The 19977-nt window shown below is 65.8% G+C and carries 22 protein-coding genes; 10 read left to right on the plus strand and 12 right to left on the minus strand.

Annotated features, from left to right (window positions below):
* Nucleotides 1-48 precede the first annotated feature (48 nt).
* Complete coding sequence (locus tag EV147_RS00905) at nucleotides 49-684, plus strand: VTT domain-containing protein (RefSeq protein ID WP_198680201.1); 636 nt, start codon at nucleotides 49-51, stop codon at nucleotides 682-684.
* A gap of 24 nt (nucleotides 685-708) precedes the next feature.
* On the opposite strand, the gene EV147_RS00910 is transcribed toward EV147_RS00905, so the two are convergent.
* On the minus strand, nucleotides 709-1557 hold the full coding sequence (locus EV147_RS00910; protein WP_130389260.1) for a SirB1 family protein: 849 nt from the start codon (nucleotides 1555-1557) through the stop codon (nucleotides 709-711).
* 16 nt (nucleotides 1558-1573) lie between these two features.
* The gene (gene murJ, locus EV147_RS00915) at nucleotides 1574-3124 is read right to left on the minus strand and encodes a murein biosynthesis integral membrane protein MurJ (protein WP_130389261.1); all 1551 of its coding nucleotides are present in this window, start codon (nucleotides 3122-3124) and stop codon (nucleotides 1574-1576) included.
* 340 nt (nucleotides 3125-3464) lie between these two features.
* On the opposite strand from murJ, the gene rpsT reads away from it, so the two are divergent.
* Nucleotides 3465-3731 carry a 30S ribosomal protein S20 gene (gene rpsT, locus EV147_RS00920; protein ID WP_124683347.1) on the plus strand — a complete coding sequence of 89 codons (267 nt, stop codon included), beginning with the start codon at nucleotides 3465-3467 and terminating at the stop codon, nucleotides 3729-3731.
* A gap of 172 nt (nucleotides 3732-3903) precedes the next feature.
* Here rpsT and EV147_RS00925 read toward each other — a convergent pair whose 3' ends face one another.
* Nucleotides 3904-4206, minus strand: a complete 303-nt coding sequence (locus tag EV147_RS00925) for a DUF3579 domain-containing protein (RefSeq protein WP_130389262.1) — start codon at nucleotides 4204-4206, stop codon at nucleotides 3904-3906.
* 403 nt (nucleotides 4207-4609) lie between these two features.
* On the opposite strand from EV147_RS00925, the gene argF reads away from it, so the two are divergent.
* Both argF and ppnP read left to right on the plus strand, forming a co-directional pair.
* Nucleotides 4610-5533, plus strand: coding sequence for an ornithine carbamoyltransferase (argF, locus tag EV147_RS00930; RefSeq protein WP_130389263.1), 924 nt, complete (start codon nucleotides 4610-4612; stop codon nucleotides 5531-5533).
* Nucleotides 5534-5616: 83 nt separating this feature from the next.
* On the plus strand, nucleotides 5617-5928 hold the full coding sequence (ppnP, locus tag EV147_RS00935; RefSeq protein WP_130389264.1) for a pyrimidine/purine nucleoside phosphorylase: 312 nt from the start codon (nucleotides 5617-5619) through the stop codon (nucleotides 5926-5928).
* Between the two features lie 15 nt (nucleotides 5929-5943).
* Here ppnP and murB read toward each other — a convergent pair whose 3' ends face one another.
* Nucleotides 5944-6954: a UDP-N-acetylmuramate dehydrogenase gene (gene murB / locus EV147_RS00940; protein ID WP_130389265.1), complete on the minus strand. Its 1011-nt coding sequence runs from the start codon at nucleotides 6952-6954 to the stop codon at nucleotides 5944-5946.
* Between the two features lie 71 nt (nucleotides 6955-7025).
* Between murB and EV147_RS00945 the strand changes: the two genes are divergently transcribed.
* The gene (locus EV147_RS00945) at nucleotides 7026-7511 is read left to right on the plus strand and encodes a YajQ family cyclic di-GMP-binding protein (protein WP_130389266.1); all 486 of its coding nucleotides are present in this window, start codon (nucleotides 7026-7028) and stop codon (nucleotides 7509-7511) included.
* 43 nt (nucleotides 7512-7554) lie between these two features.
* Here EV147_RS00945 and EV147_RS00950 read toward each other — a convergent pair whose 3' ends face one another.
* The 3 genes from EV147_RS00950 to EV147_RS00960 form a co-directional block, all read right to left on the minus strand.
* Nucleotides 7555-8013: a DUF192 domain-containing protein gene (locus EV147_RS00950; protein ID WP_130391145.1), complete on the minus strand. Its 459-nt coding sequence runs from the start codon at nucleotides 8011-8013 to the stop codon at nucleotides 7555-7557.
* 245 nt (nucleotides 8014-8258) lie between these two features.
* Nucleotides 8259-8447: a hypothetical protein gene (locus EV147_RS00955; protein WP_130389267.1), complete on the minus strand. Its 189-nt coding sequence runs from the start codon at nucleotides 8445-8447 to the stop codon at nucleotides 8259-8261.
* Between the two features lie 127 nt (nucleotides 8448-8574).
* The gene (locus EV147_RS00960; RefSeq protein WP_130389268.1) at nucleotides 8575-9186 is read right to left on the minus strand and encodes a pseudouridine synthase; all 612 of its coding nucleotides are present in this window, start codon (nucleotides 9184-9186) and stop codon (nucleotides 8575-8577) included.
* Between the two features lie 141 nt (nucleotides 9187-9327).
* On the opposite strand from EV147_RS00960, the gene icd reads away from it, so the two are divergent.
* Complete coding sequence (icd, locus tag EV147_RS00965) at nucleotides 9328-10578, plus strand: NADP-dependent isocitrate dehydrogenase (RefSeq protein ID WP_130389269.1); 1251 nt, start codon at nucleotides 9328-9330, stop codon at nucleotides 10576-10578.
* 12 nt (nucleotides 10579-10590) lie between these two features.
* Here icd and EV147_RS00970 read toward each other — a convergent pair whose 3' ends face one another.
* Entirely contained in the window at nucleotides 10591-11331 is a 741-nt protein-coding gene (locus EV147_RS00970; RefSeq protein ID WP_130389270.1) for a carbonic anhydrase, read from the minus strand.
* Between the two features lie 315 nt (nucleotides 11332-11646).
* Nucleotides 11647-11853, minus strand: a complete 207-nt coding sequence (locus EV147_RS00975; protein ID WP_130391146.1) for a cold-shock protein — start codon at nucleotides 11851-11853, stop codon at nucleotides 11647-11649.
* Nucleotides 11854-12363: 510 nt separating this feature from the next.
* Between EV147_RS00975 and clpS the strand changes: the two genes are divergently transcribed.
* From clpS to EV147_RS00995, 4 genes are all read left to right on the plus strand, one after another.
* A complete protein-coding gene (clpS, locus tag EV147_RS00980; protein ID WP_160472928.1) occupies nucleotides 12364-12690 on the plus strand; it encodes an ATP-dependent Clp protease adapter ClpS in 327 nt (108 codons plus the stop codon).
* Nucleotides 12687-14984 carry an ATP-dependent Clp protease ATP-binding subunit ClpA gene (clpA, locus tag EV147_RS00985; RefSeq protein ID WP_130389271.1) on the plus strand — a complete coding sequence of 766 codons (2298 nt, stop codon included), beginning with the start codon at nucleotides 12687-12689 and terminating at the stop codon, nucleotides 14982-14984. Before clpS ends, clpA begins: the two co-directional genes overlap by 4 nt.
* Before the next feature lie 211 nt (nucleotides 14985-15195).
* On the plus strand, nucleotides 15196-16200 hold the full coding sequence (locus EV147_RS00990) for a Bug family tripartite tricarboxylate transporter substrate binding protein (protein ID WP_198680154.1): 1005 nt from the start codon (nucleotides 15196-15198) through the stop codon (nucleotides 16198-16200).
* Nucleotides 16197-17051: a VOC family protein gene (locus tag EV147_RS00995; RefSeq protein ID WP_130389272.1), complete on the plus strand. Its 855-nt coding sequence runs from the start codon at nucleotides 16197-16199 to the stop codon at nucleotides 17049-17051. Before EV147_RS00990 ends, EV147_RS00995 begins: the two co-directional genes overlap by 4 nt.
* A gap of 77 nt (nucleotides 17052-17128) precedes the next feature.
* Here EV147_RS00995 and dut read toward each other — a convergent pair whose 3' ends face one another.
* Genes dut through coaBC form a run of 3 tightly spaced genes read right to left on the minus strand, consistent with a single transcriptional unit; the run spans nucleotide 17129 to nucleotide 19934 of the window.
* Nucleotides 17129-17626, minus strand: a complete 498-nt coding sequence (dut, locus tag EV147_RS01000) for a dUTP diphosphatase (protein ID WP_130389273.1) — start codon at nucleotides 17624-17626, stop codon at nucleotides 17129-17131.
* Between the two features lie 55 nt (nucleotides 17627-17681).
* Nucleotides 17682-18713 (minus strand): LLM class flavin-dependent oxidoreductase, encoded by a 1032-nt coding sequence (locus EV147_RS01005; RefSeq protein ID WP_130389274.1) that lies wholly within the window; start codon nucleotides 18711-18713, stop codon nucleotides 17682-17684.
* A 21-nt stretch (nucleotides 18714-18734) separates the two neighbouring features.
* On the minus strand, nucleotides 18735-19934 hold the full coding sequence (coaBC, locus tag EV147_RS01010; RefSeq protein ID WP_130389275.1) for a bifunctional phosphopantothenoylcysteine decarboxylase/phosphopantothenate--cysteine ligase CoaBC: 1200 nt from the start codon (nucleotides 19932-19934) through the stop codon (nucleotides 18735-18737).
* Nucleotides 19935-19977: the final 43 nt, after the last annotated feature.

The following is a 19977-nucleotide window of genomic DNA, read 5'->3' on the forward strand; positions in this document are numbered from 1 at the left end:
TCTTCAATTGGGGACACCGCGTTGGATACCGTATTGCACCTGATGGACATGGTTCTCCATGTCGACAAGTTTCTCGACCAGTTCGTGCTGAATTACGGCGTCTGGGTCTACGGCATCCTGTTTGCCATCGTCTTCGCCGAAACCGGCCTCGTGGTGCTGCCCTTCCTGCCGGGCGACTCGCTGCTGTTCATTGCCGGGGCGATGTGCGCCACGGGCGCAATGAACGAGTGGGCGCTGTCGGGCCTGCTGTTCGCGGCCGCGATCATCGGCAACACGGTCAATTATTTCGTCGGCAGCTGGATCGGGCCCAAGGTGTTCGACCAGCACTGGCGCTTCCTGGACCAGAACGCGCTGCGCAAGACGCATGATTTCTACGAGCGCCACGGCGGCAAGACGCTGGTGATGGCGCGTTTCATCCCGATCGTGCGCACGTTCGCGCCGTTCGTGGCCGGCGTGTCGCAGATGACGTTCGTGCGCTTCCAGCTGTTCAACGTGATCGGCGCGGCCGCCTGGGTGTTCGGCCTGGTGTTCGCCGGCTACTTCTTCGGCAACCTGCCGTTCATCAAGCAGTACCTGAACCTGATCGTGCTGGCCGGTATCGGCGCGGCCGTGGTGCCGCTGGTGCTGGGCGGCCTGTGGAAGCTGGTGCGCGGCCCGCGCCGCCCGGCAAGCCGCAAGCCCTGATCAGGGCGTACCCCGCCGCACGCCTCAGTCGAGGCTGCGGCTCATGTTGCGCAAGGCCGGCATGCGGTCGCGGATCTGGGTGGAATCGGCCGCGTCGGGGCGGGCCTGGACATAGGCTTCCAGGTCCTCCAGCGCCGGCCGGAAGCACTCCAGGTTGGCGTACGCCAGCCCCCGGTCGCGGACTTCCTCGATCGAATCGGGCAGCAGGATCACCAGCCGGTTCTGCACCGCCAGCAGCCGCTGCCAGCGCGATTCCTGCAGATAGATCGCCTTCAGGTTGCGCAGCATGCGCGCGATGATCTCGCGGTGCCCGGCCACCTGCAGGAACAATCCCAGCGGCACCTCGGATGCATCCGAAATCCCTTCCCGTTCGAGATAGGGCTCGAGCATCTCCTGCAGTTGTTCCTTCGACAGCGTTTCACCGGTCAGCGGATCGAGCACGACCTCGCCGGCCGGAATCGTCATGCGCACCAGGAAATGGTTCGGGAACGACACGCCCTTGAGCGGCAGCCCGATCTGCTGGCCCAGCTCCAGGTACAGCACGGCCAGCGAGATCGGAATGCCCCGGCGCTGCTTGAGCACCATGTTCAGGTACGAGTTGTCGGGGTCGTAGTAGTCGTTCGCGTTCGGGCCGAAGCCGAGGTCGCGGTAGAAGAAATGGTTCAGCAGGCGCAGGCGCTGGATGGCGGGGGTGCCTTCGGCGATACGGCGCTTGAGCCTTACGGCCAGCACGTCCAGCGCCGCCAGTTCCGCCTGCAGGTCGAGGTCCGGGTAGGCATCCTGGGCGATGGCGAGCGCGGTTTCCGTGAGCGGGATCGCATCGTCGTCGGCCACGAGGCTGGCAAAGTAATCCAGGACTTTCGTGGAGGTCATGGGCGGTGTTTCCTGACTAGCCGGCGCGGCGCCGGAAGGCCGCATAGCGCAGGCCCATGAGCCACAGTGTACCGAAGTAGACCGTTGCCGCAAGTACCAGGCAGGCCGCCAGCAGCGCCACGCGCAGCCACGGCGTGCCCCCCAGCGCCACCCAGTCGAAATTGCGCGCAAACCACATCAGCATGCCCGACAGGATCAGCATGGCCGCCACCAGCCGCAGCAGGAACAGCCCCCAGCCCGCCGAGGGCCGGTAGAAGCCACGCCGGCGCAGCCCGAAGAACAGCAGCAGCGCGTTGACCGTGGAGCCGAAGCTGATCGACAGCGGCAGGCCGGCGTGCCCGAGCAGCGGCACGAACGCGAAGTTGGCCAGCTGCGTGATGATCAGCACGAAAATGGCGATCTTGACGGGCGTGCGGATGTCCTGCCGCGCATAGAAGCCCGGGGTCAGGATCTTGATCAGGATGATCGCCAGCAGCCCGATTCCGTAGGTGGCCAGCGCCTGGCGCGTCATCTCGACGGCATGGGCGTCGAAGCGGCCATAGTTGAACAGCACCGAGGTCAGCGGCGTGCCGAACAGGATCAGCCCGGCCGCGCACGGCAGCGCCAGCAGGAAGGTCAGCCGCAGGCCCCAGTCGAGCAGGCCCGAATATTCCTCGCGGTTGTCGGCGGCGTTGGCCTTGGACAGGCTGGGCAGCAGGATGGTGCCGAGCGCTACGCCAAGCAGCGCCGTCGGGAATTCCATCAGGCGGTCGGCATAGGTGATGTACGACACCGCCCCGGCGCCGAGCCGCGACGCGATGTTGGTATTGATGATCAGGCTGATCTGCGCCACGGACACGGCCAGCAGCGCCGGCGCCATCTGCTTGACCACGCGCCGCACGCCGGGGTTGGCCCAGGCCGCGCGCAGGTTCAGCGAGACCCGCGGCAGCACGCCCAGGCGGCGCAGGGCGGGCACCTGGATCAGCAGTTGCAGCACGCCGCCCACCAGCACGCCCCAGGCCTGGGCGTAGATCGGCTGGTCCATGTGGGGGCCGACGAAGACCGCCGCCACGATCAGGCTCAGGTTCAGCAGCACCGGGGTAAAGGCCGGCACCGCGAAGTTGCGCCAGGTGTTCAGCACGCCCGAGGCCAGCGCCACCATCGAGATCAGGCCGATGTACGGGAACATGACGCGCGTCATGAACACGGCGGCGTCGTAGGTGCCGGCCTCGCCCCGGAAGCCGGTGGCCACCACGGTCATGACCACCGGGGCGCCGATCACGCCGAGCAGCGACACCGCGGCCAGCGCCCAGGCCATGACCGTGGCCACGGCGTCGATCAGGTGCCGGGTCTCCTCGTCGCCGCGCTTGCCGTGGTACTCGTTCAGGATCGGCACGAAGGCCTGCGAGAACGCGCCCTCGCCGAAGATCCGGCGCAGCAGGTTGGGGATGCGGAAGGCCACGTTGAAGGCGTCGGTCAGTTCCGAGGCGCCGAATGCGCGGGCAATCAGGATTTCGCGCAGCAGGCCGGTGATGCGCGACAGCATCGTCAGGCCGCTGATGGTGGCAAGCGCTTTGAGCAGGTTCAAGATCGGAAACCGGGGGACGAGCGGGTGGCGGACGCGTTTCAGACGCCCGCACGGTCGTTTGGTTGCGGCGGCGCCACGTTTTCGAGGGTGCCGGGCGCCAGATGTGGCGCTTATTATACGGATCGGCCAACGGCGGCGGCACTTGCGGCCGGTTCGGGGCGGAAGCGGTTGGCAGGCTTGCCTGCGCCGCCGACGTGTGTGTATAATCGCCGATTCGCAAGGACAGTCGCGTCCAAGGATTCGTTTGTCGAACATCCCGGGTCGCAAGATGTGACTTAATTGTTGCGTCCCAAATTATTGCGTCGCCCCGGGCGCGCACACTGAATTCAGGAAGAGATACATGGCAAATTCCGCACAAGCTCGCAAGCGCGCGCGCCAGGCCGTCGCCGCGAACGCCCACAACTCCAGCCTCCGCTCGCGTCTGCGTACCGCCGTCAAGGCCGTTCGCAAGGCCATCGACGCTGGCGACAAGGCAGCCGCTGCCGAGATCTTCAAGCAGTCGCAGACCATCATCGACAGCATCGCCGACAAGAAGATCGTGCACAAGAACAAGGCTGCACGCCACAAGTCGCGCCTGTCGGCCGCCATCAAGTCGATGGCTGCCTGATCGCTGCCCCGGCCGCCCGCGTGGTGGCCGAGCAGTTGCAAAAAGCCCGTCTCCGGACGGGCTTTTTGCATTTCGGGCCCGGTTTCGCTTCGGTCCCGGTTTTCCGGACGGCGGGCAACAAAAAACCCGGCGTCCGGCCGGGTTTGCTTGTTCAGGCGGCGGGGTCAGCCGCTCATTCGAGCGAGCACGCCTCTACCACCTGCAGGTCGTTGTCGCGCGCGAAGTTCAGCACGAAGTCGAGCGCCTTGGGCTCGATGTCGCGCAGGCGGGAATCGACCACCACGTTCTTGACGCCCGCCACGATCACCGGCCGCACATAGGGCGAGTAGGTCAGGCGGGGATCGCCGGTATCGCCCTCGGGCCGGAACTGCGCCATCACGCCGCACAGCCGCTCGGCCCAGTCGCTGGGACGAAAGGTCCTGCCTTCCTTGGTGACGCCTTGGATGAAGTACTCGCGAACGTGGGGGGTAGTCATGGACTGCGGGGGTCTGCTTTGTGACTCGACGGTAAACCCGCTCACGACGGGCGCCCGTTTGACGCGTCCGGCTGGCGATTGGTTCGCACACGGCCGGAATAAGACGAGCGGGGCGCTGGGTGTCGGCGGGGGCACTTTTGATGCCGGGCGGCGGGCCATGGCAAGGGTATGCCGGGCCCCGCGTGAATCAGCGGGTATTATATCTTATATAAGACTCACGCATACGTCGTTTTCCTGTCGGGAAGCTGTCAGCGGGCGATGTCCGGCGGCTTGCGGGGCGCTCCCGGTATAACGGCGCGGACTCGCCAAAGCTGGAATAATCCCTTATGATCATTGCCACTACATTGCGCAAGCGACGCGAAAGGCGGCTCCGCGACACGAAGCGAGCCGCCTTCTTTGTTTTATGAGCCCAACCCCGATCAAGCATTACCTCCAGTTCAGCGACCTCGGTGCCTCGGAATACGAGTACCTGCTGGACCGCGCGAGAATCCTGAAGGCGAAGTTCAAGAACTACGAGACCTGGCACCCGCTGCACGACCGCACGCTGGCCATGATCTTCGAGAAGAATTCCACGCGTACGCGCCTGTCGTTCGAGGCGGGTGTCCACCAGCTTGGCGGCCATGCGGTGTTCCTGAACACGCGCGATTCGCAACTGGGCCGCGGCGAGCCGATCGAGGACGCCGCGCAGGTGATCTCGCGCATGGTCGACATCATCATGATCCGCACGTACGGCCAGGACATCCTGGACCGCTTTGCGGCGCACTCGCGCGTGCCGGTCATCAACGGCCTGACCAACGAATACCACCCGTGCCAGGTGCTGGCCGATGTGTTCACCTACATCGAGCAGCGCGGCAGCATCGCCGGCAAGACCGTGGCGTGGATCGGCGACGCCAACAACATGTCGTACACCTGGATCCAGGCCGCCGAACGCCTTGACTTCACGTTCCATTTCTCGGCGCCGCCGGGCTATCAGCTCGATCCGGCCATGGTGCCGCAATCGGCCGCCGCGCGTGTCAAGGTGTTCGACAACCCGCTGGAAGCCTGCCAGGGCGCCCACCTGGTGACCACCGACGTGTGGACCAGCATGGGTTTCGAGGCCGAGAACGACGTCCGCAAGCGCGCCTTCAAGGACTGGATGGTGACCACGGCCATGATGGACCGCGCCACCGACGACGCGCTGTTCATGCACTGCCTGCCCGCCCACCGGGGCGAGGAAGTCGAGGCGGCGGTCATCGACGGCCCGCAGAGCGTGGTCTGGGATGAAGCCGAGAACCGCCTGCATGTGCAGAAGGCGCTGATGGAATACCTGCTCTGCGGCCGCTATTGAGCCACAGGGTTGAGAGAAAGGGAGCCGTGACGGCTCCCTTTTTTGCGTCCGCAGTTTTGTTTTTCGTTTCCGAGGAGAGTGAGATGAGCCAGTTCGACAACGTGTCCGTGGTCAAGAAGGCCAACCTGTATTTCGACGGCAAGTGCATCAGCCACACGGTCCTGTTCGCCGATGGCACGCGCAAGACGCTGGGAGTGATCTTCCCGGCCACGCTGACGTTCAACACGGGCGCGCCGGAAGTGATGGAAGTCAATGCCGGCAGCTGCCGCGTGCGCCTGGCGGGTGCCGACGACTGGCAGACCTACGGCGCCGGTCAGCAGTTCAACGTGCCGGGCAACAGCAGCTTCGACATCGAAGTGACCGAGACGCTCGATTACGTCTGCCACTTCGAGTAAGGAAGCAGGTTTCGCCTAGAGGATCACCGGTTCCGGTTCGATCCTCACCCCGAAGCGGGCCTCGACCGTATCGGCGATGCGGTTGGCCAGGCCCAGCAGCGCCGCGCCGGTGCCGCCGCCGTGGTGCACCAGCACCAGCGCCTGCTTGCCGTAGACGCCCACCGGGCCATCGTCGAGCCCCTTGAAGCCGCACTGGTCGATCAGCCAGCCGGCGGCCAGCTTGTAGCGGCCGTCCGGTTGTGGATAGCTGACCAGCGCCGGGTATTGCGCCGACAGGGCGTCGCGCCGCGCAGCCTCCACCACCGGATTCTTGAAGAACGACCCCGCGTTGCCGATCTGCGCCGGATCCGGCAGCTTGCGCGAGCGGATGGCAATCACCGCCGCGCGGATCTGCGCCGCGTCCGGTGCCGGTATCGATTCCAGCTCGCGCGCCAGTTCGCCGTAGTTCAGCACGGGCTGCCAGACCTTGGGCAGGCGCAGCGTCACGGCCGTGATGATGTAGCGGTCGCGGCCGTCGCGCTTGAACAGGCTGTCGCGGTAGCCAAAGGCGCAGGTGTCGAGGTCGAGCGTGACGAACTGGCCGGTCTGGCGGTCAAGCGCGCGCAGGCTGTGGAAGCGCTCGCGCAGCTCCACGCCATAGGCGCCGATGTTCTGGATCGGCGCGGCGCCCACCGTGCCTGGGATCAGGGCCAGGTTTTCGAGGCCCGGCATCCCGTCGGCGATCGTGCGGCCCACCGTGGCGTGCCAATTCTCGCCCGCCCCCACCGTCACCAGCCAGTTGGCGGCATCGTGTCCGACCTCGTAGCCCGGAATTTCCATCAGCAGCACACTGGCGTCGAGATCCCCGGTCAGCACCACGTTGCTGCCGCCGCCCAGCACCACCACCGGCAGGCCGGCCGCCCGCGGGTCGGAGAGGGCCGAGACGAGGTCGGATTCGCTGCGGATATGTGCAGCCAGACGCGCGTGGCTGTCGAAGCCGAATGTATTGTGGGCGCGCAGGGGATAAAATTCGTGGAAATCTGCCATGCAAGGTCGGGAAATCACCCCGGGCCGGGGCAGGCCCCGATTATACGTAACCGCATTCCAGGAGAAATACGATGCCGTCGTTCGATGTAGTGTGCGAAGCCAATATGGTGGAAGTGAAGAACGCCGTGGAGCAGGCCAACAAGGAAATCTCCACGCGCTTCGACTTCAAGGGCTCCGACGCCCGCGTGGAGCACAAGGAGAACGAACTGACCGCGTTCGCCGACGACAACTTCAAGCTCGACCAGGTCAAGGACGTGCTGATCAACAAGATGGCCAAGCGCAACGTGGACACGCGCTTCCTGGACCATGGCAAGGTCGACAAGGTCAGCGGCGACAAGGTCAAGCAGGTCATCACGATCAAGAAGGGCGTGACGGGCGACCTGTCGAAGAAAATCGTGCGCCTGATCAAGGACAGCAAGATCAAGGTGCAGGCCAGCATTCAGGGCGACGCCGTGCGCGTGTCGGGCGCCAAGCGCGACGACCTGCAATCGGTCATGGCGATGCTGCGCAAGGACGTGAGCGAAGCCCCGCTGGACTTCAACAACTTCCGCGACTGAGCTTCAGTTTCAGCCCCAAGCCCCAGCCGCGGCGCCCGCGCGGCTACTGCGCCTGCCGCGGCTGCGGCAGGCCGCCAATCTTCGCGCCGGGCTTGATGCCCTTCTGCGCAAACCAGCCCTTGTTCATCTCCAGCGCATAGCGCACGGCGGCGCGCGGGCAATGGTTGTCCTCGGTCTGCGGCGCCATGTCCTCGATATTGACGATGCTGCCGTCATCGGCCAGGAAGGCGATCGACAGCGGCAGGTTGGTGTTCTTCATCCAGAAGCAGTGCCCGGCCTTGTCCTCGAAGACGAACAGCATGCCGGTGTTGGCCGGCATCGTCTTGCGGTACATCAGCCCGCGCTCGCGCGCTTCGGGCGACGCGGCCACCTCGGCCTGGATGGCGTACATGCCTGCGGTCAGCGGGATCACGGGCAGCGCGGTCTGGGCGTGCGCCGTGGCGGACAGCGCGGCGGCACCCATCGCGCCGACGATCAGCAGGGTCTTGAACACGTGAGGCATGGCGGAATCGATATGGAAGTTCGACGGCAGGCCGCAAGCATAGCGCAGCCGGCGCCGGTGCGCGTTGCAGGCGACCATGAAAAAAGGCAGGCCGCTGGGGCGGGCCTGCCTTGCATCGCCGTCAGGCAAAAAAGGCAGGCCGCTGGGGCGGGCCTGCCTTGCATCGCCGTTTGGCAAAAAAGGCAGGCCGCTGGGGCGGGCCTGCCTTGTATCGCCGTTTGGCCAGATTGACCAGATTGGCCAGATCAGCTGGCCGATGCCGGGGCGGCGGCCTTCTTGGCGGCGTGCTTCCTGGTGTGCTTCTTGTGGGTCTTCGCGGGCTTGGCCGATTGCGTGGCGGCCGGCGTGGCGTCAGCCGCGGGAGCGGCCGGAGCCTGTGCAAACGCGCCGGTGGCGAACAGGCCGACAACCGCGGCAGCGATCAGTTTTTTCATTGCGATTACCTCTGGAATTTGAGTCCGGGTTCGGAGGGGCGACGCGTGTTGATACGTGTCTGCATCCAGAAACGGCGCGCCATCTTCTGCCGTTGACCCGCCAATAATCGTGATTTGTAACCGCGTTTTACGGTCTTGCGCGAACTTGTATTGCGCGCCGGACAGGTGTGCGGGCTTCCGCAAGTCCTAATGCGCGGACATCCACCGCGCACCATTGGCCGGGCCCCAGCCCAAGTTCGGCTACCGAGACCTTGCCGATCGACGCGCGCACCAGCCGCAGCGTCGGAAAGCCCACCGCCGCCGTCATGCGCCGCACCTGGCGGTTCTTGCCCTCGCGGATCTTCACTTCGAGCCAGGTGGTAGGAATGGCTGCGCGATACCGGATCGGCGGATGCCGCGCCCAGAGCCAGGCCGGTTCGCCGACGATGCGGGCCTGTGCCGGCAGCGTCGTGAAATCGCCAAGATCGACACCACGGCGCAGGCGCGCCAGCGCAGCGTCGTCGGGCACGCCTTCCACCTGCGCGAGATAGGTTTTTTCGAGCTTGTGGCGCGGGTCCGCGATGCGGGTCTGCAGCGCGCCATCGTCGGTCAGCAGCAGCAGGCCCTCGCTGTCGGCATCGAGCCGGCCGGCCGGATACACGCCGGGCAGGTCGACGCAATCGGCCAGCGTGGGCCGCGTCGGATGCGCCGAGAACTGGCTCATCGTCTGAAAGGGCTTGTTGAGGGCGATCAGGGTCATGGGCGCGCATTATCCTCCAGCCGCGCGGGCGCGCCACGGCGCAACGCCCGTTACAATGACTCGCACAACACAATCGCAGCGCGCGGGGCCGCCCCCGATGGCCCGGCGCCAGTCATGACCCATCGGCAGTTGGAGACAGATATGTATCAGCACATCAAGGTGCCGGCAGGCGAGAAGATCACGGTGAACGCCGATTTCTCGCTGAACGTGCCCGATCACCCGATCGTTCCGTACATCGAAGGCGACGGGATTGGCGTAGACATCACGCCCGTGATGCTGAAGGTGGTGGATGCGGCCGTGGCCAAGGCCTACGGCGGCCAACGCAAAATCGGCTGGATGGAGATCTACGCGGGCGAGAAGTCCACCCGGATCTATGGCCCGGACGTCTGGCTGCCCGACGAGACGCTCGAAGCGGTCAAGGACTACGTGGTGTCGATCAAGGGACCGCTGACCACGCCGGTGGGCGGCGGCATCCGCTCGCTCAACGTGGCGCTGCGCCAGCAGCTCGACCTCTATGTCTGCCTGCGTCCGGTGCGCTATTTCAAGGGCGTGCCCTCGCCGGTGCGCGAGCCCGAGAAGACCGACATGGTGATCTTCCGCGAGAACTCGGAAGACATCTATGCCGGGATCGAATGGGAAGCCGGCAGCGAAGGCGCGAAGAAGCTGATCGCGTTCCTGCAGGAGGAGATGGGCGTCAAGAAGATCCGCTTTCCGGACACCTCTGGCGTGGGCGTCAAGCCGGTGTCGAAGCAGGGCACCCAGCGCCTGGTGCGCAAGGCGATCCAGTATGCGATCGATAACGACAAGCCCTCGGTGACGCTGGTGCACAAGGGCAACATCATGAAATACACCGAGGGCGGGTTCCGTGACTGGGGCTATGAACTCGCGCTGGGCGAGTTTGGCGCCGAACTGGTGGACGGCGGCCCGTGGTGCAAGATCAGGAATCCGAAGACCGGCCGCGACATCGTGGTCAAGGACGCCATCGCCGACGCGTTCCTGCAGCAGGTGCTGCTGCGTCCGGCCGAATACTCGGTGATCGCCACGCTGAACCTGAACGGCGACTATATCTCCGACGCGCTGGCGGCCCAGGTGGGCGGCATCGGCATCGCGCCGGGCGCCAACATGTCCGATTCCGTGGCGATGTTCGAGGCCACCCATGGCACGGCCCCGAAGTACGCTGGCAAGGACTACGTCAATCCCGGCTCGGAGATCCTGTCGGCGGAAATGATGCTGCGCCACATGGGCTGGACCGAAGCCGCCGACCTGATCATCGCCTCGATGGAGAAGTCGATCCAGTCGAAGAAGGTCACCTACGACTTCGCCCGGCTGCTGGAGGGCGCCACGCAGGTGTCGTGCTCGGGCTTCGGCCAGGTCATGATCGACAATATGTGATTGCCGGGGCGCTTATTCCGAGCCCGTGACCGCCCGGCCGTGCAGCGGCTGGGTAGGGCGGGCGTTCATCGGATAGATCTCGCGGAACGCTGCGATCTGGCCAGCGCTCGCTTCAACCGGCTCCCTGAGCACATACCACTTCACGCCTTCGGTGCAGGGCGGCGTCGTCAGGCTGCCGTCGAATGCGTAGTAGTTCCGGCTCACCGGCAGCAGTTCCGACACATTGAGCCGTTCGATCTTGTTCCGGTCGCCGCGATCGTGCGGCAGGGCCGAGAACACCGGGGCGAGGATCGGATTGTTGGCACCCTGCCGGAACAGCACCGCCACCACGGCCAGCTGGCCCGCCGCGTTGCGGTGGACGAAATGTGCGGTCAACGGATAGGCGCGCCCGTCGAAAGTGACTTCGCTGGGCGAGTGGAAGTGGAACTGGAGCAGGTCGAACTCGCCGTCCGGCAGGTGGACCGAACCGCCCTTGGCAGGCACGACCTTGATCGTGTGGCCATTGTTGACGACCTTGGCGCTGGTCGGGCGATAGTCGAAGCCGATCGTGTCATGCGTCACGCGCGTGGTGGTGACGATGTCGATCGGCGACTGGAACTGGCCTTTCTTGCACGCGGCGAACGATTCCTCCAGATCGCCCCAGTGTTCCGCGCCGTGCGGGCCTGCATAGCCCCATTCCGTGCGGTGTCCCGCGGCCTGGGCCGCGCCGGCCAACATGAATGTGCAAAGGGCGAACGCAATCGATCGTTTCATCTCGGAGCCTCGTAGATTCTTCAAAACGGGGGCATGGCGGACCATGCCGTCGGAGCGAGCTTGAGTTTAGGTAGCGTCGCACCGCCCGGAAATCGCAAATCCCTGAAACTCGGGTGTCAGAAGTGTCAGAAACAGAAACGCCCGGCACATGGTTCACATGTGCCGGGCGTCTCGCCGGATGCCTGGCGTACTGCCTTTCAGTGCGCCGTGCCGGTCATTGCCCGGTACGGCGCCGGATCCCGTTCCGAAGGGTGCGATCCCTCCGCATCCGCATGGGCCGACGCAGCTCTACCGGCGCGCTCGGCCGCGGCGCACTTAGTGGGCTTCCTGGATATTCGTGGCCTGCTTGCCCTTGGGGCCCTGCACGACCTCGAACACCACCCGCTGGCCTTCCTTCAGCGTCTTGAAACCGGACATCTGGATTGCCGAAAAGTGCGCAAACAGTTCTTCCTCGCCGTCGTCCGGCTTGATAAAGCCGAAACCCTTGGCGTCATTGAACCATTTGACGATACCGCTAGCCATAAACTCCCCCAACGAAGTAACTGATTTCAAGCGGGGAAACCGATGGCCAGCCGAAAACCGCCGGCGCCACGCATCGGAAATGCGCGGCGCATCGGGTTTCGCGCGGCCATCCATACGCGCAATCCGAAGATCGGCGAAAATGGCGGACCGGCGCCGGTCGTGGGCCTCCCTGCTCACGGAAACATCCGGACGGGCCTGTATGCCTGGCTCGCGGGCCCATGCCGGATGTGCAATCGATTCTTTCGGTAAAGGCACAGGCTGTCAATCCGGCAGATTCCCCACTGGGCGTGGGGTGTGGCGGGATTGAAACGGCCGCAGATGGTACGCTTTGCCGGCGTGGTGCATGGTGTTGGCGTACGTTGGCGGCAGGCCGGCCGGATGCACCGGGAGCGTGCGCGGCGCGCACCTCTGTGCGTTCGCGCACGCCCGGATATTTCGTAGGTGCGGGGCTTGAATAAGGGCCCAGTTCCCCAAATTGCAGACTTGTGAGTAAGGGTTAGAATAAAAGCCATGGCGACACGGCTGGCGAACACCCCCCAACGCGAAGCAGGCACTGTCATCGAGCGGAAGGAGCAGCAGCTCAAGCCGCCGGCGATGTACAAGGTGGTCCTGCTCAATGACGACTACACTCCGATGGAGTTTGTCGTGATGATCCTGCAGCAGTATTTCAGCAGGGACCGGGAAACGGCTACGCAGATCATGCTGACCGTGCACCGGGAAGGCAAGGGCGTCTGCGGTATCTACACACGGGATATCGCGGCAACCAAGGTCGAGCTTGTATCAACCCATGCGCGGCAGGCGGGCCACCCGCTGCAGTGCGTGATGGAGGAAGCATGATTGCGCAAGAATTGGAAGTCAGTCTCCACATGGCCTTCGTCGAGGCGCGCCAGGCGCGCCACGAGTTCATTACCGTGGAACACCTTCTGCTGGCGTTGCTCGACAACCCCACCGCAGCCGAGGTGCTGCGAGCGTGCGCGGCCAATATCGAGGACTTGCGCACGAGCCTGAAGAATTTCATCGCCGACAACACGCCGGTCGTACCGGGCACCGACGAGGTGGACACGCAGCCCACGCTGGGCTTCCAGCGTGTGATCCAGCGCGCCATCATGCACGTGCAGTCGACCTCGAACGGCAAGAAGGAAGTGACCGGCGCCAACGTGCTGGTGGCCATCTTCGGCGAGAAGGATTCCCACGCGGTGTACTACCTGCAGCAGCAGGGCGTCACGCGCCTGGACGTGGTCAACTTCATCAGCCACGGTATCCGCAAGGACCAGGCCGAGCCGGCCAAGCACGGCGAGGGCAATCCGGAAGGCGAGGGCGGCGACGGCAAGGAAAGCCCGCTGGAACAGTACACCCAGAACCTGAACGCGCTGGCCAAGGCCGGCAAGATCGATCCGCTGATCGGCCGCGACAGCGAAGTCGAGCGCGTGGTGCAGGTGCTGTGCCGCCGGCGCAAGAACAACCCGCTGCTCGTGGGCGAGGCTGGCGTGGGCAAGACCGCCATCGCCGAGGGGCTGGCGTGGCGCATTACCAAGAACGAAGTGCCCGACATCCTTGAGAAGGCGGTGGTCTACTCGCTGGACATGGGCGCGCTGCTGGCGGGCACCAAGTACCGCGGCGATTTCGAGCAGCGCCTCAAGGGCGTGCTGAAGTCGCTCAAGGACAATCCGAACGCGATCCTGTTCATCGACGAGATCCATACGCTGATCGGCGCGGGCGCCGCGTCGGGCGGGACGCTGGACGCCAGCAACCTGCTCAAGCCGGCGCTGTCGTCGGGCCAGCTCAAGTGCGTGGGTGCCACGACGTTCACCGAATACCGGGGCATCTTCGAGAAGGACGCCGCGCTGTCGCGCCGCTTCCAGAAGATCGACATCGTCGAGCCGTCGGTGGACCAGACCATCCAGATCCTGCGCGGCCTGAAGTCGCGCTTCGAGGAGCACCACGGCGTCAAGTACGCGGCGTCGGCGCTGACCGCGGCGGCCGAACTGTCGGCACGCTTCATCACGGACCGGCACCTGCCGGACAAGGCGATCGACGTGATCGACGAAGCGGGCGCGGCGCAACGCATCCTGCCGAAGTCGAAGCAGAAGAAGACGATTGGCAAGAACGAGATCGAGGACATCGTCTCGCGCATCGCACGCATCCCGCCGCAGAGCGTGAACCAGGACGACCGCAGCAAGCTGCAGACGCTGGAGCGCGACCTGAAGTCGGTGGTGTTCGGCCAGGACCCGGCCATCGAGGCGCTGGCTTCGGCGATCAAGATGTCGCGGGCCGGCCTCGGCAAGACCGACAAGCCGATCGGCTCGTTCCTGTTCTCGGGCCCCACGGGCGTGGGCAAGACCGAAGTGGCCAAGCAGCTCGCGTTCATCATGGGCATCGAACTGCTGCGCTTCGACATGTCCGAATACATGGAGCGCCATGCGGTGAGCCGGCTGATCGGCGCGCCGCCGGGCTATGTCGGTTTCGACCAGGGCGGCCTGCTGACCGAGGCCGTCACCAAGAAGCCGCACTGCGTGCTGTTGCTCGATGAGATCGAAAAGGCACATCCGGACATCTTCAACATCCTGCTGCAGGTCATGGACCATGGCTCGCTGACCGATAACAACGGCCGGCGCGCGGATTTCCGCAACGTGATCATCATCATGACCACGAACGCGGGTGCGGAGACCATGAACCGGGCGACCATCGGCTTCACGACGGCGCGCGAGCAGGGCGACGAGATGGCGGACATCAAGCGGATGTTCACGCCGGAGTTCCGCAACCGCCTGGATGCGACGATCAGCTTCCGTGCGCTGGACGAGGAAATCATCCTGCGCGTGGTGGACAAGTTCCTGATGCAGCTCGAAGAGCAGCTGCACGAGAAGAAGGTGGAAGCCAGCTTCTCGGAAAAGCTGCGCAAGTATCTGGCGAAGAAGGGCTTCGACCCGCTGATGGGCGCGCGGCCGATGCAGCGCCTGATCCAGGACATGATCCGCAAGGCGCTGGCCGACGAACTGCTGTTCGGCAAGCTGGTGACCGGCGGTCGCGTGGCCGTGGATCTGGACGCCGAGGATCAGATCAAGCTGACCTTCTCCGAAGGCGATCCGGAGCCGCCCGATACGGGCGAGACCGAGGAGCGCGCCGAGGTCTGAAGCACGGACCGGAGCGGGTAGCGAGCGCCAATGACGGCCGGGTTTGTCCCGGCCGTTTTTTCGTCCGGCGACTGCCGATTGTTCCAGTTTCTGGGCGATCAGCGATGGAGGCCGGGCAGCCTGGGCGATCATCGGGCAAAATACCGGGTGGCGGCATGCCGCCCTTTTCTTTTCTGCCCCGCGGCCCCCGGCCGTCTAGCCCGAGTTTGCGATGTCCTCTCCCGACCGCATGCGGTTGCGCCGCCTGCTGCTGAAATCCCTGCCGATGGGCGCCATGCCCGTAGCGGCGCTGTCCGGTCTCGCCCAGGCCGCCGAACATGGCGCCAGCTCCCGGCCGATTTCGCTGGTACTGCCGTTCCCGCCGGGCGGCAGCGTCGACATCGTGGCGCGGCAACTGCAGCCCGGCCTCAAGGCCGCGCTGGGCCAGACCGTGGTGGTAGACAACAAGCCGGGCGCCGGCGGGCTGATCGCCAGCAGCAACGTGGCCCGGGCCAAGCCGGACGGCACCACGCTGCTGATGGCGTTCGATACCCACGCCATCAACCCGTTCGCGTACAAGAACCTGCCGTACGATACGTTCAGGGACTTCACGCCAATCAGCCAGCTGGTGCGCTTTCCGCTCGTTATTGCCGCGAACCCAGCTGTATCGGCATCTAACGTGCGCGAACTGGTGGAACTGGCGAAGTCGAATCCGAATGGCGTGCGGTACGCCTCGTCGGGCATTGGCAGTCTGAACCAGCTGGCCGCCGAGGCGCTCGGCACCGAGGCTGGCGTGAAATTCCTCCACGTGCCCTACAAGGGCGGTGGCCCGGCCGTGCAGGCGGTGTTGTCGGGCGAGGTTGACGTGTTCTTCAGCAGCTACGCGGCCGTGCAGGCCCATGTGGCCGCCAAGACGATCAAGGTGCTCGGCGTGACCGGCACGAACCGTATCAAGCAGCTTCCGCAGGTGCCGACCGTGGCCGAGCAGGGTTTCAAGGGCTTCGAGGCGTATTCGTGGATCGGGGTCTTCGGCCCGGCCAACCTGCCCGCGGACCAGGTCACGCGGCTGCACGACGCGTTTGCCGCGTCGATCAGGCAGCCGAAGGTGGTGGAGGCGCTGACCGCACAGGGCTTCGAGATCGCCGTGGGCACGCCGGCCGAACTGGGCCAACTGGTGCGCCGCGAGCATGACAAGTGGCAGGCCGTGGCCCGCAAGGCCAATATCCAGTTCGAATGAGCGGGGCGGCCTTGCAAGTGTCCGAACCATTCGACCACGCCGTCATCGTCTGCAACGATCTCGATGCCGCCGTGGCCCGCTGGCAGGCGCTGGGCTTCACGCTGACGCCGCGCGGCTTCCACACGCTGGGGTCGCAGAACCACTGCATCATGCTGGCGCGCGACTATCTGGAACTGCTCCACGTCACCGCGCCAAGCCCGAGCCGCCAGTATTACTGGGACGCCCAGCAGCGCGGCGATGGCTGCGCGGCGATGTCGTGCAAGAGCCGCGACGCGTTTGCTACCGCCGACCGGCTGCGGGCGGCGGGTTTCCAGCCGTCCGACCCGATCGAATTCTCGCGTCCCGTGCGTCTCGACGACGGCAGCGAGCATCCCGCCACGTTCCGCGTGACGGCGCTCGACAACGCGCCGGGCGCCCGCTACTTCGTCTGTGAACACCGTACCCCGGAACTGCTGTGGCGGCCCGAGTGGACGGCCCACGCCAATGGCGCCACGGCGATTGCCGCGACGTATCTGGTAGTGGAAGCCGGCGAGGTGGCGCGCACGGCGAATGCCTACGCGACGCTGACCGGCGGCGCGATGACCCACGTTTCTGGCGAAATGGCGATGCTTGATATCGCCGGGGCTTCGTTTGTGGTCACGGCACCCCAGGCGCTGGCCGATGCGGCTGACGTGCCGGGGCTGCACGCGACGGCGGGTTACGCGGCGATTCGGCTGATGACGGACGATCTGGAGCGGGCTCGGACGCACTGGCGTGCGAACGGCGTGCGGCCGGAGGATGTGTCGGCGACGGTGTCGGTGATTCCGGGGGAGCACGCCAACGGCGTGACGCTGGTTTTCGAACAGCGCTGAGTCTCACCCATATCCCATTGTTTTCTCCCCTCTCCCGCATGGCGGGAGAGGGGAGCATCACATCAGCGGGAAGAAACTTAACCCGCCTTCACATGCGCCACGCCCGTGGACCCAAATCCACCGGCACCACGCACCGAATCCTCGGAAAATTCCTCTACCGTCGTGAATACCGGCCGCAGCACGGGCACGAACATCATCTGGGCGATGCGTTCGCCGGGCTGGATGACGATGGGCTCGGTGCCGGGCGCGTTGCGGTTCCACACGCTGACCATGATCTGGCCCTGGTAGTCGGCATCGATCACGCCGATCGAGTTGCCGAGCACGAGGCCCTTCTTGTGGCCCAGGCCCGAGCGCGGCACGATGGTCGCGCACATGTACGGATTGCCCATGTGCACGGCGATGCCGGCCGGCACCAGTTGGGCGGCGGTACCGGGGGCGATGGTCAGCGGGCCGTCCACGCAGGCGTGGAGATCGATGGCCGCGGCCATGTCGCTCTGGTAGGCGGGCAGGCCCCAGTCATTGAGGCGGGCGTCGAGAACCTTGATTTCGACGGTGGGGTTGGCGGTGACGGTCATGAGTGCGGATTCCTGCGGACGAAGGCGGCATGATACCGCGCCCGGCCCGCCGATCTCAGGCACCCAGTTCGAATGCCTCGGCCAGCAGCTCGTAGGTGCGCCGGCGCGCGGCATACGACGCGGCCACGCTCAGCACCACCAGTTCGTCGGCGGCAAAGCGGTCGCGCAGCGCCAGCATGCGCTCGGCCACGTGGTCCGGCGTGCCGCAGATCGTGCGCGGACGTTCGCGCTCGATGATCAGCCGGTCACGCTCGGTGGGCGTGTAGCTGTCCGCCTGCGCCAGCGACGGGATCGGCGCGTTGACGCCGTAGGCCATCTGCAGCCGGCGGATATCGACGGCCCGCTCCAGCGCGGCCGCCTCGGCCCCGGTATCGGCGCAGATCACGAAGATCGCGGCGGCGCTGTAGGGCTGCTCGTGATAGCCGGGCTCGAAATCCTGCCGGTACTGCTGCGCCACGGCGTGGCCGCCGTGGGCGTTGATGAAGTGCGCGAACGCGAAGCGCAGGCCCATCCGGGCCGCCAGCGCACCGCCGAAATCGCTCGATCCCAGTACCCACAGCTCCGGGTGGGTGTCGATGGCCGGCTGCAGCAGCACGCCTTCGGCCAGGTGGTCGGCCGGCACCTCTCCACGTAGCAAAAACGCCAGATCCTGGACCTGCTGCGGAAACTGGTCGCCCCGGTTGTACTGGCCCATGGCCACGGCCTGCGCGGTGCGCATGTCGCCGCCGGGCGCGCGGCCCACGCCAAGGTCGATCCGGTTCGGGAACAGCGCTTCGAGCATGCGGAACTGCTCGGCCACCTTGAACGGGCTGTAGTAGGGCAGCATCACGCCGCCCGAGCCCAGCCGGATCCGTTTTGTCACGCTGCCCAGGCGGGCCAGCATGACTTCGGGCGCCGGGTTGCAGACGCCTTGCAGGCCGTGGTGTTCGGCGCACCAGTAACGGGTGTAGCCGAGGTCGTCGGCCATCTGGGCCAGTTCGACGGTGGCGGCCAGCGCGTCGCGTGCGGTATGGCCGTGGATGACCGGGCTCTGGTCGAGCACGGACAGGCGCAGCCTGGGGCGGTGGGGGGTCTCGGCAGGGCTCATGATGGATGGGTTCGGACGGTCTCAGACAGGCTTGCGCGGCAGGCGCTGGCCGATGGCACCCACCAGTTCGCGCGCCAGCGACAGCTTGTCGGCGCGCGGCAGCCGCGTCATGCCGTTGGCATCGAACAGCACGATCTCGTTGTCATCGAGCCCGAACGTGTGGTGGCCGATGTTGCCCACCAGCAGCGGCACGCCCTTGCGCTGGCGCTTCTGCTCGCCGTACTGCTCCAGGTTCTCGCTCTCGGCCGCGAAGCCCACGCAGTAGGGCGCATCGGCGCGGGCGGCCACGGCGGCCAGGATGTCGGGGTTCTGCACGAACGCCAGCGTCGGCGTATCGGAATCGTTGGCCTTCTTGAGCTTCTGCTGCGCGACTTCCGCCGGCCGCCAGTCGGCCACGGCGGCCACGGCCACGAAGACATCGACATCACGAAGCTGGGCCATCACGGCGTCGTGCATCTGCTGGGCGCTGCGCACGTCGGTGCGCGCCACGCCGCGCGGGGTGGGCAGCGCGGTGGGGCCAGCCACCAGCCGCACGTCGGCGCCCGCTTCACGCGCGGCGCGGGCAATCGAGAACCCCATCTTGCCCGACGAGAGATTGGTGATGCCCCGTACCGGGTCGATCGCCTCGAAGGTCGGGCCGGCAGTTATCAGTACGCGCTTGCCGGCCAGCGGCTTGGGCTGGAAGAACGCGATCAGGTCTTCGACGAGTTCCTCGGGTTCGAGCATGCGCCCGTCGCCGATCTCGCCGCACGCCTGGTCGCCGGTGCCCGGACCCAGGATCGCCACGCCATCGGCGCGCAGTTGCGCCGCGTTGCGCTGGGTGGGTGCCGCCGCCCACATCTGGCGGTTCATCGCCGGCGCCACCAGCAGCGGGCATTCGCGGGCGATGCAGAGCGTGGTCAGCAGGTCGTCGCAGAGGCCGTTGGCGAGCTTGGCCAGGAAATCGGTGGAAGCCGGGGCGATCAGGATGGCGTCGGCCTCGCGCGAGAGGTCGATATGCGCCATGTTGTTGTCCACGCGCGCATCCCATTGCGAGAGGTACACCGGCCGCCCGGACAGCGCCTGCATCGTGACCGGCGTAATGAAATGCGTCGCCGCCTCGGTCATGGCCACCTGCACGGTGGCACCGGCCTTGGTCAGCAGCCGGACCAGCTCGGCCGACTTGTAGCAGGCAATGCCGCCAGTCAGGCCAAGGACGATGTGCTTGCCGCGCAGATCCATGGGGAAGGGCTCTTCAGAAATCGGGGGTTCCGCATGATACCGC

The sequence above is a fragment of the Cupriavidus agavae genome, assembly GCF_004217045.1.
Lineage (GTDB): Bacteria > Pseudomonadota > Gammaproteobacteria > Burkholderiales > Burkholderiaceae > Cupriavidus > Cupriavidus agavae.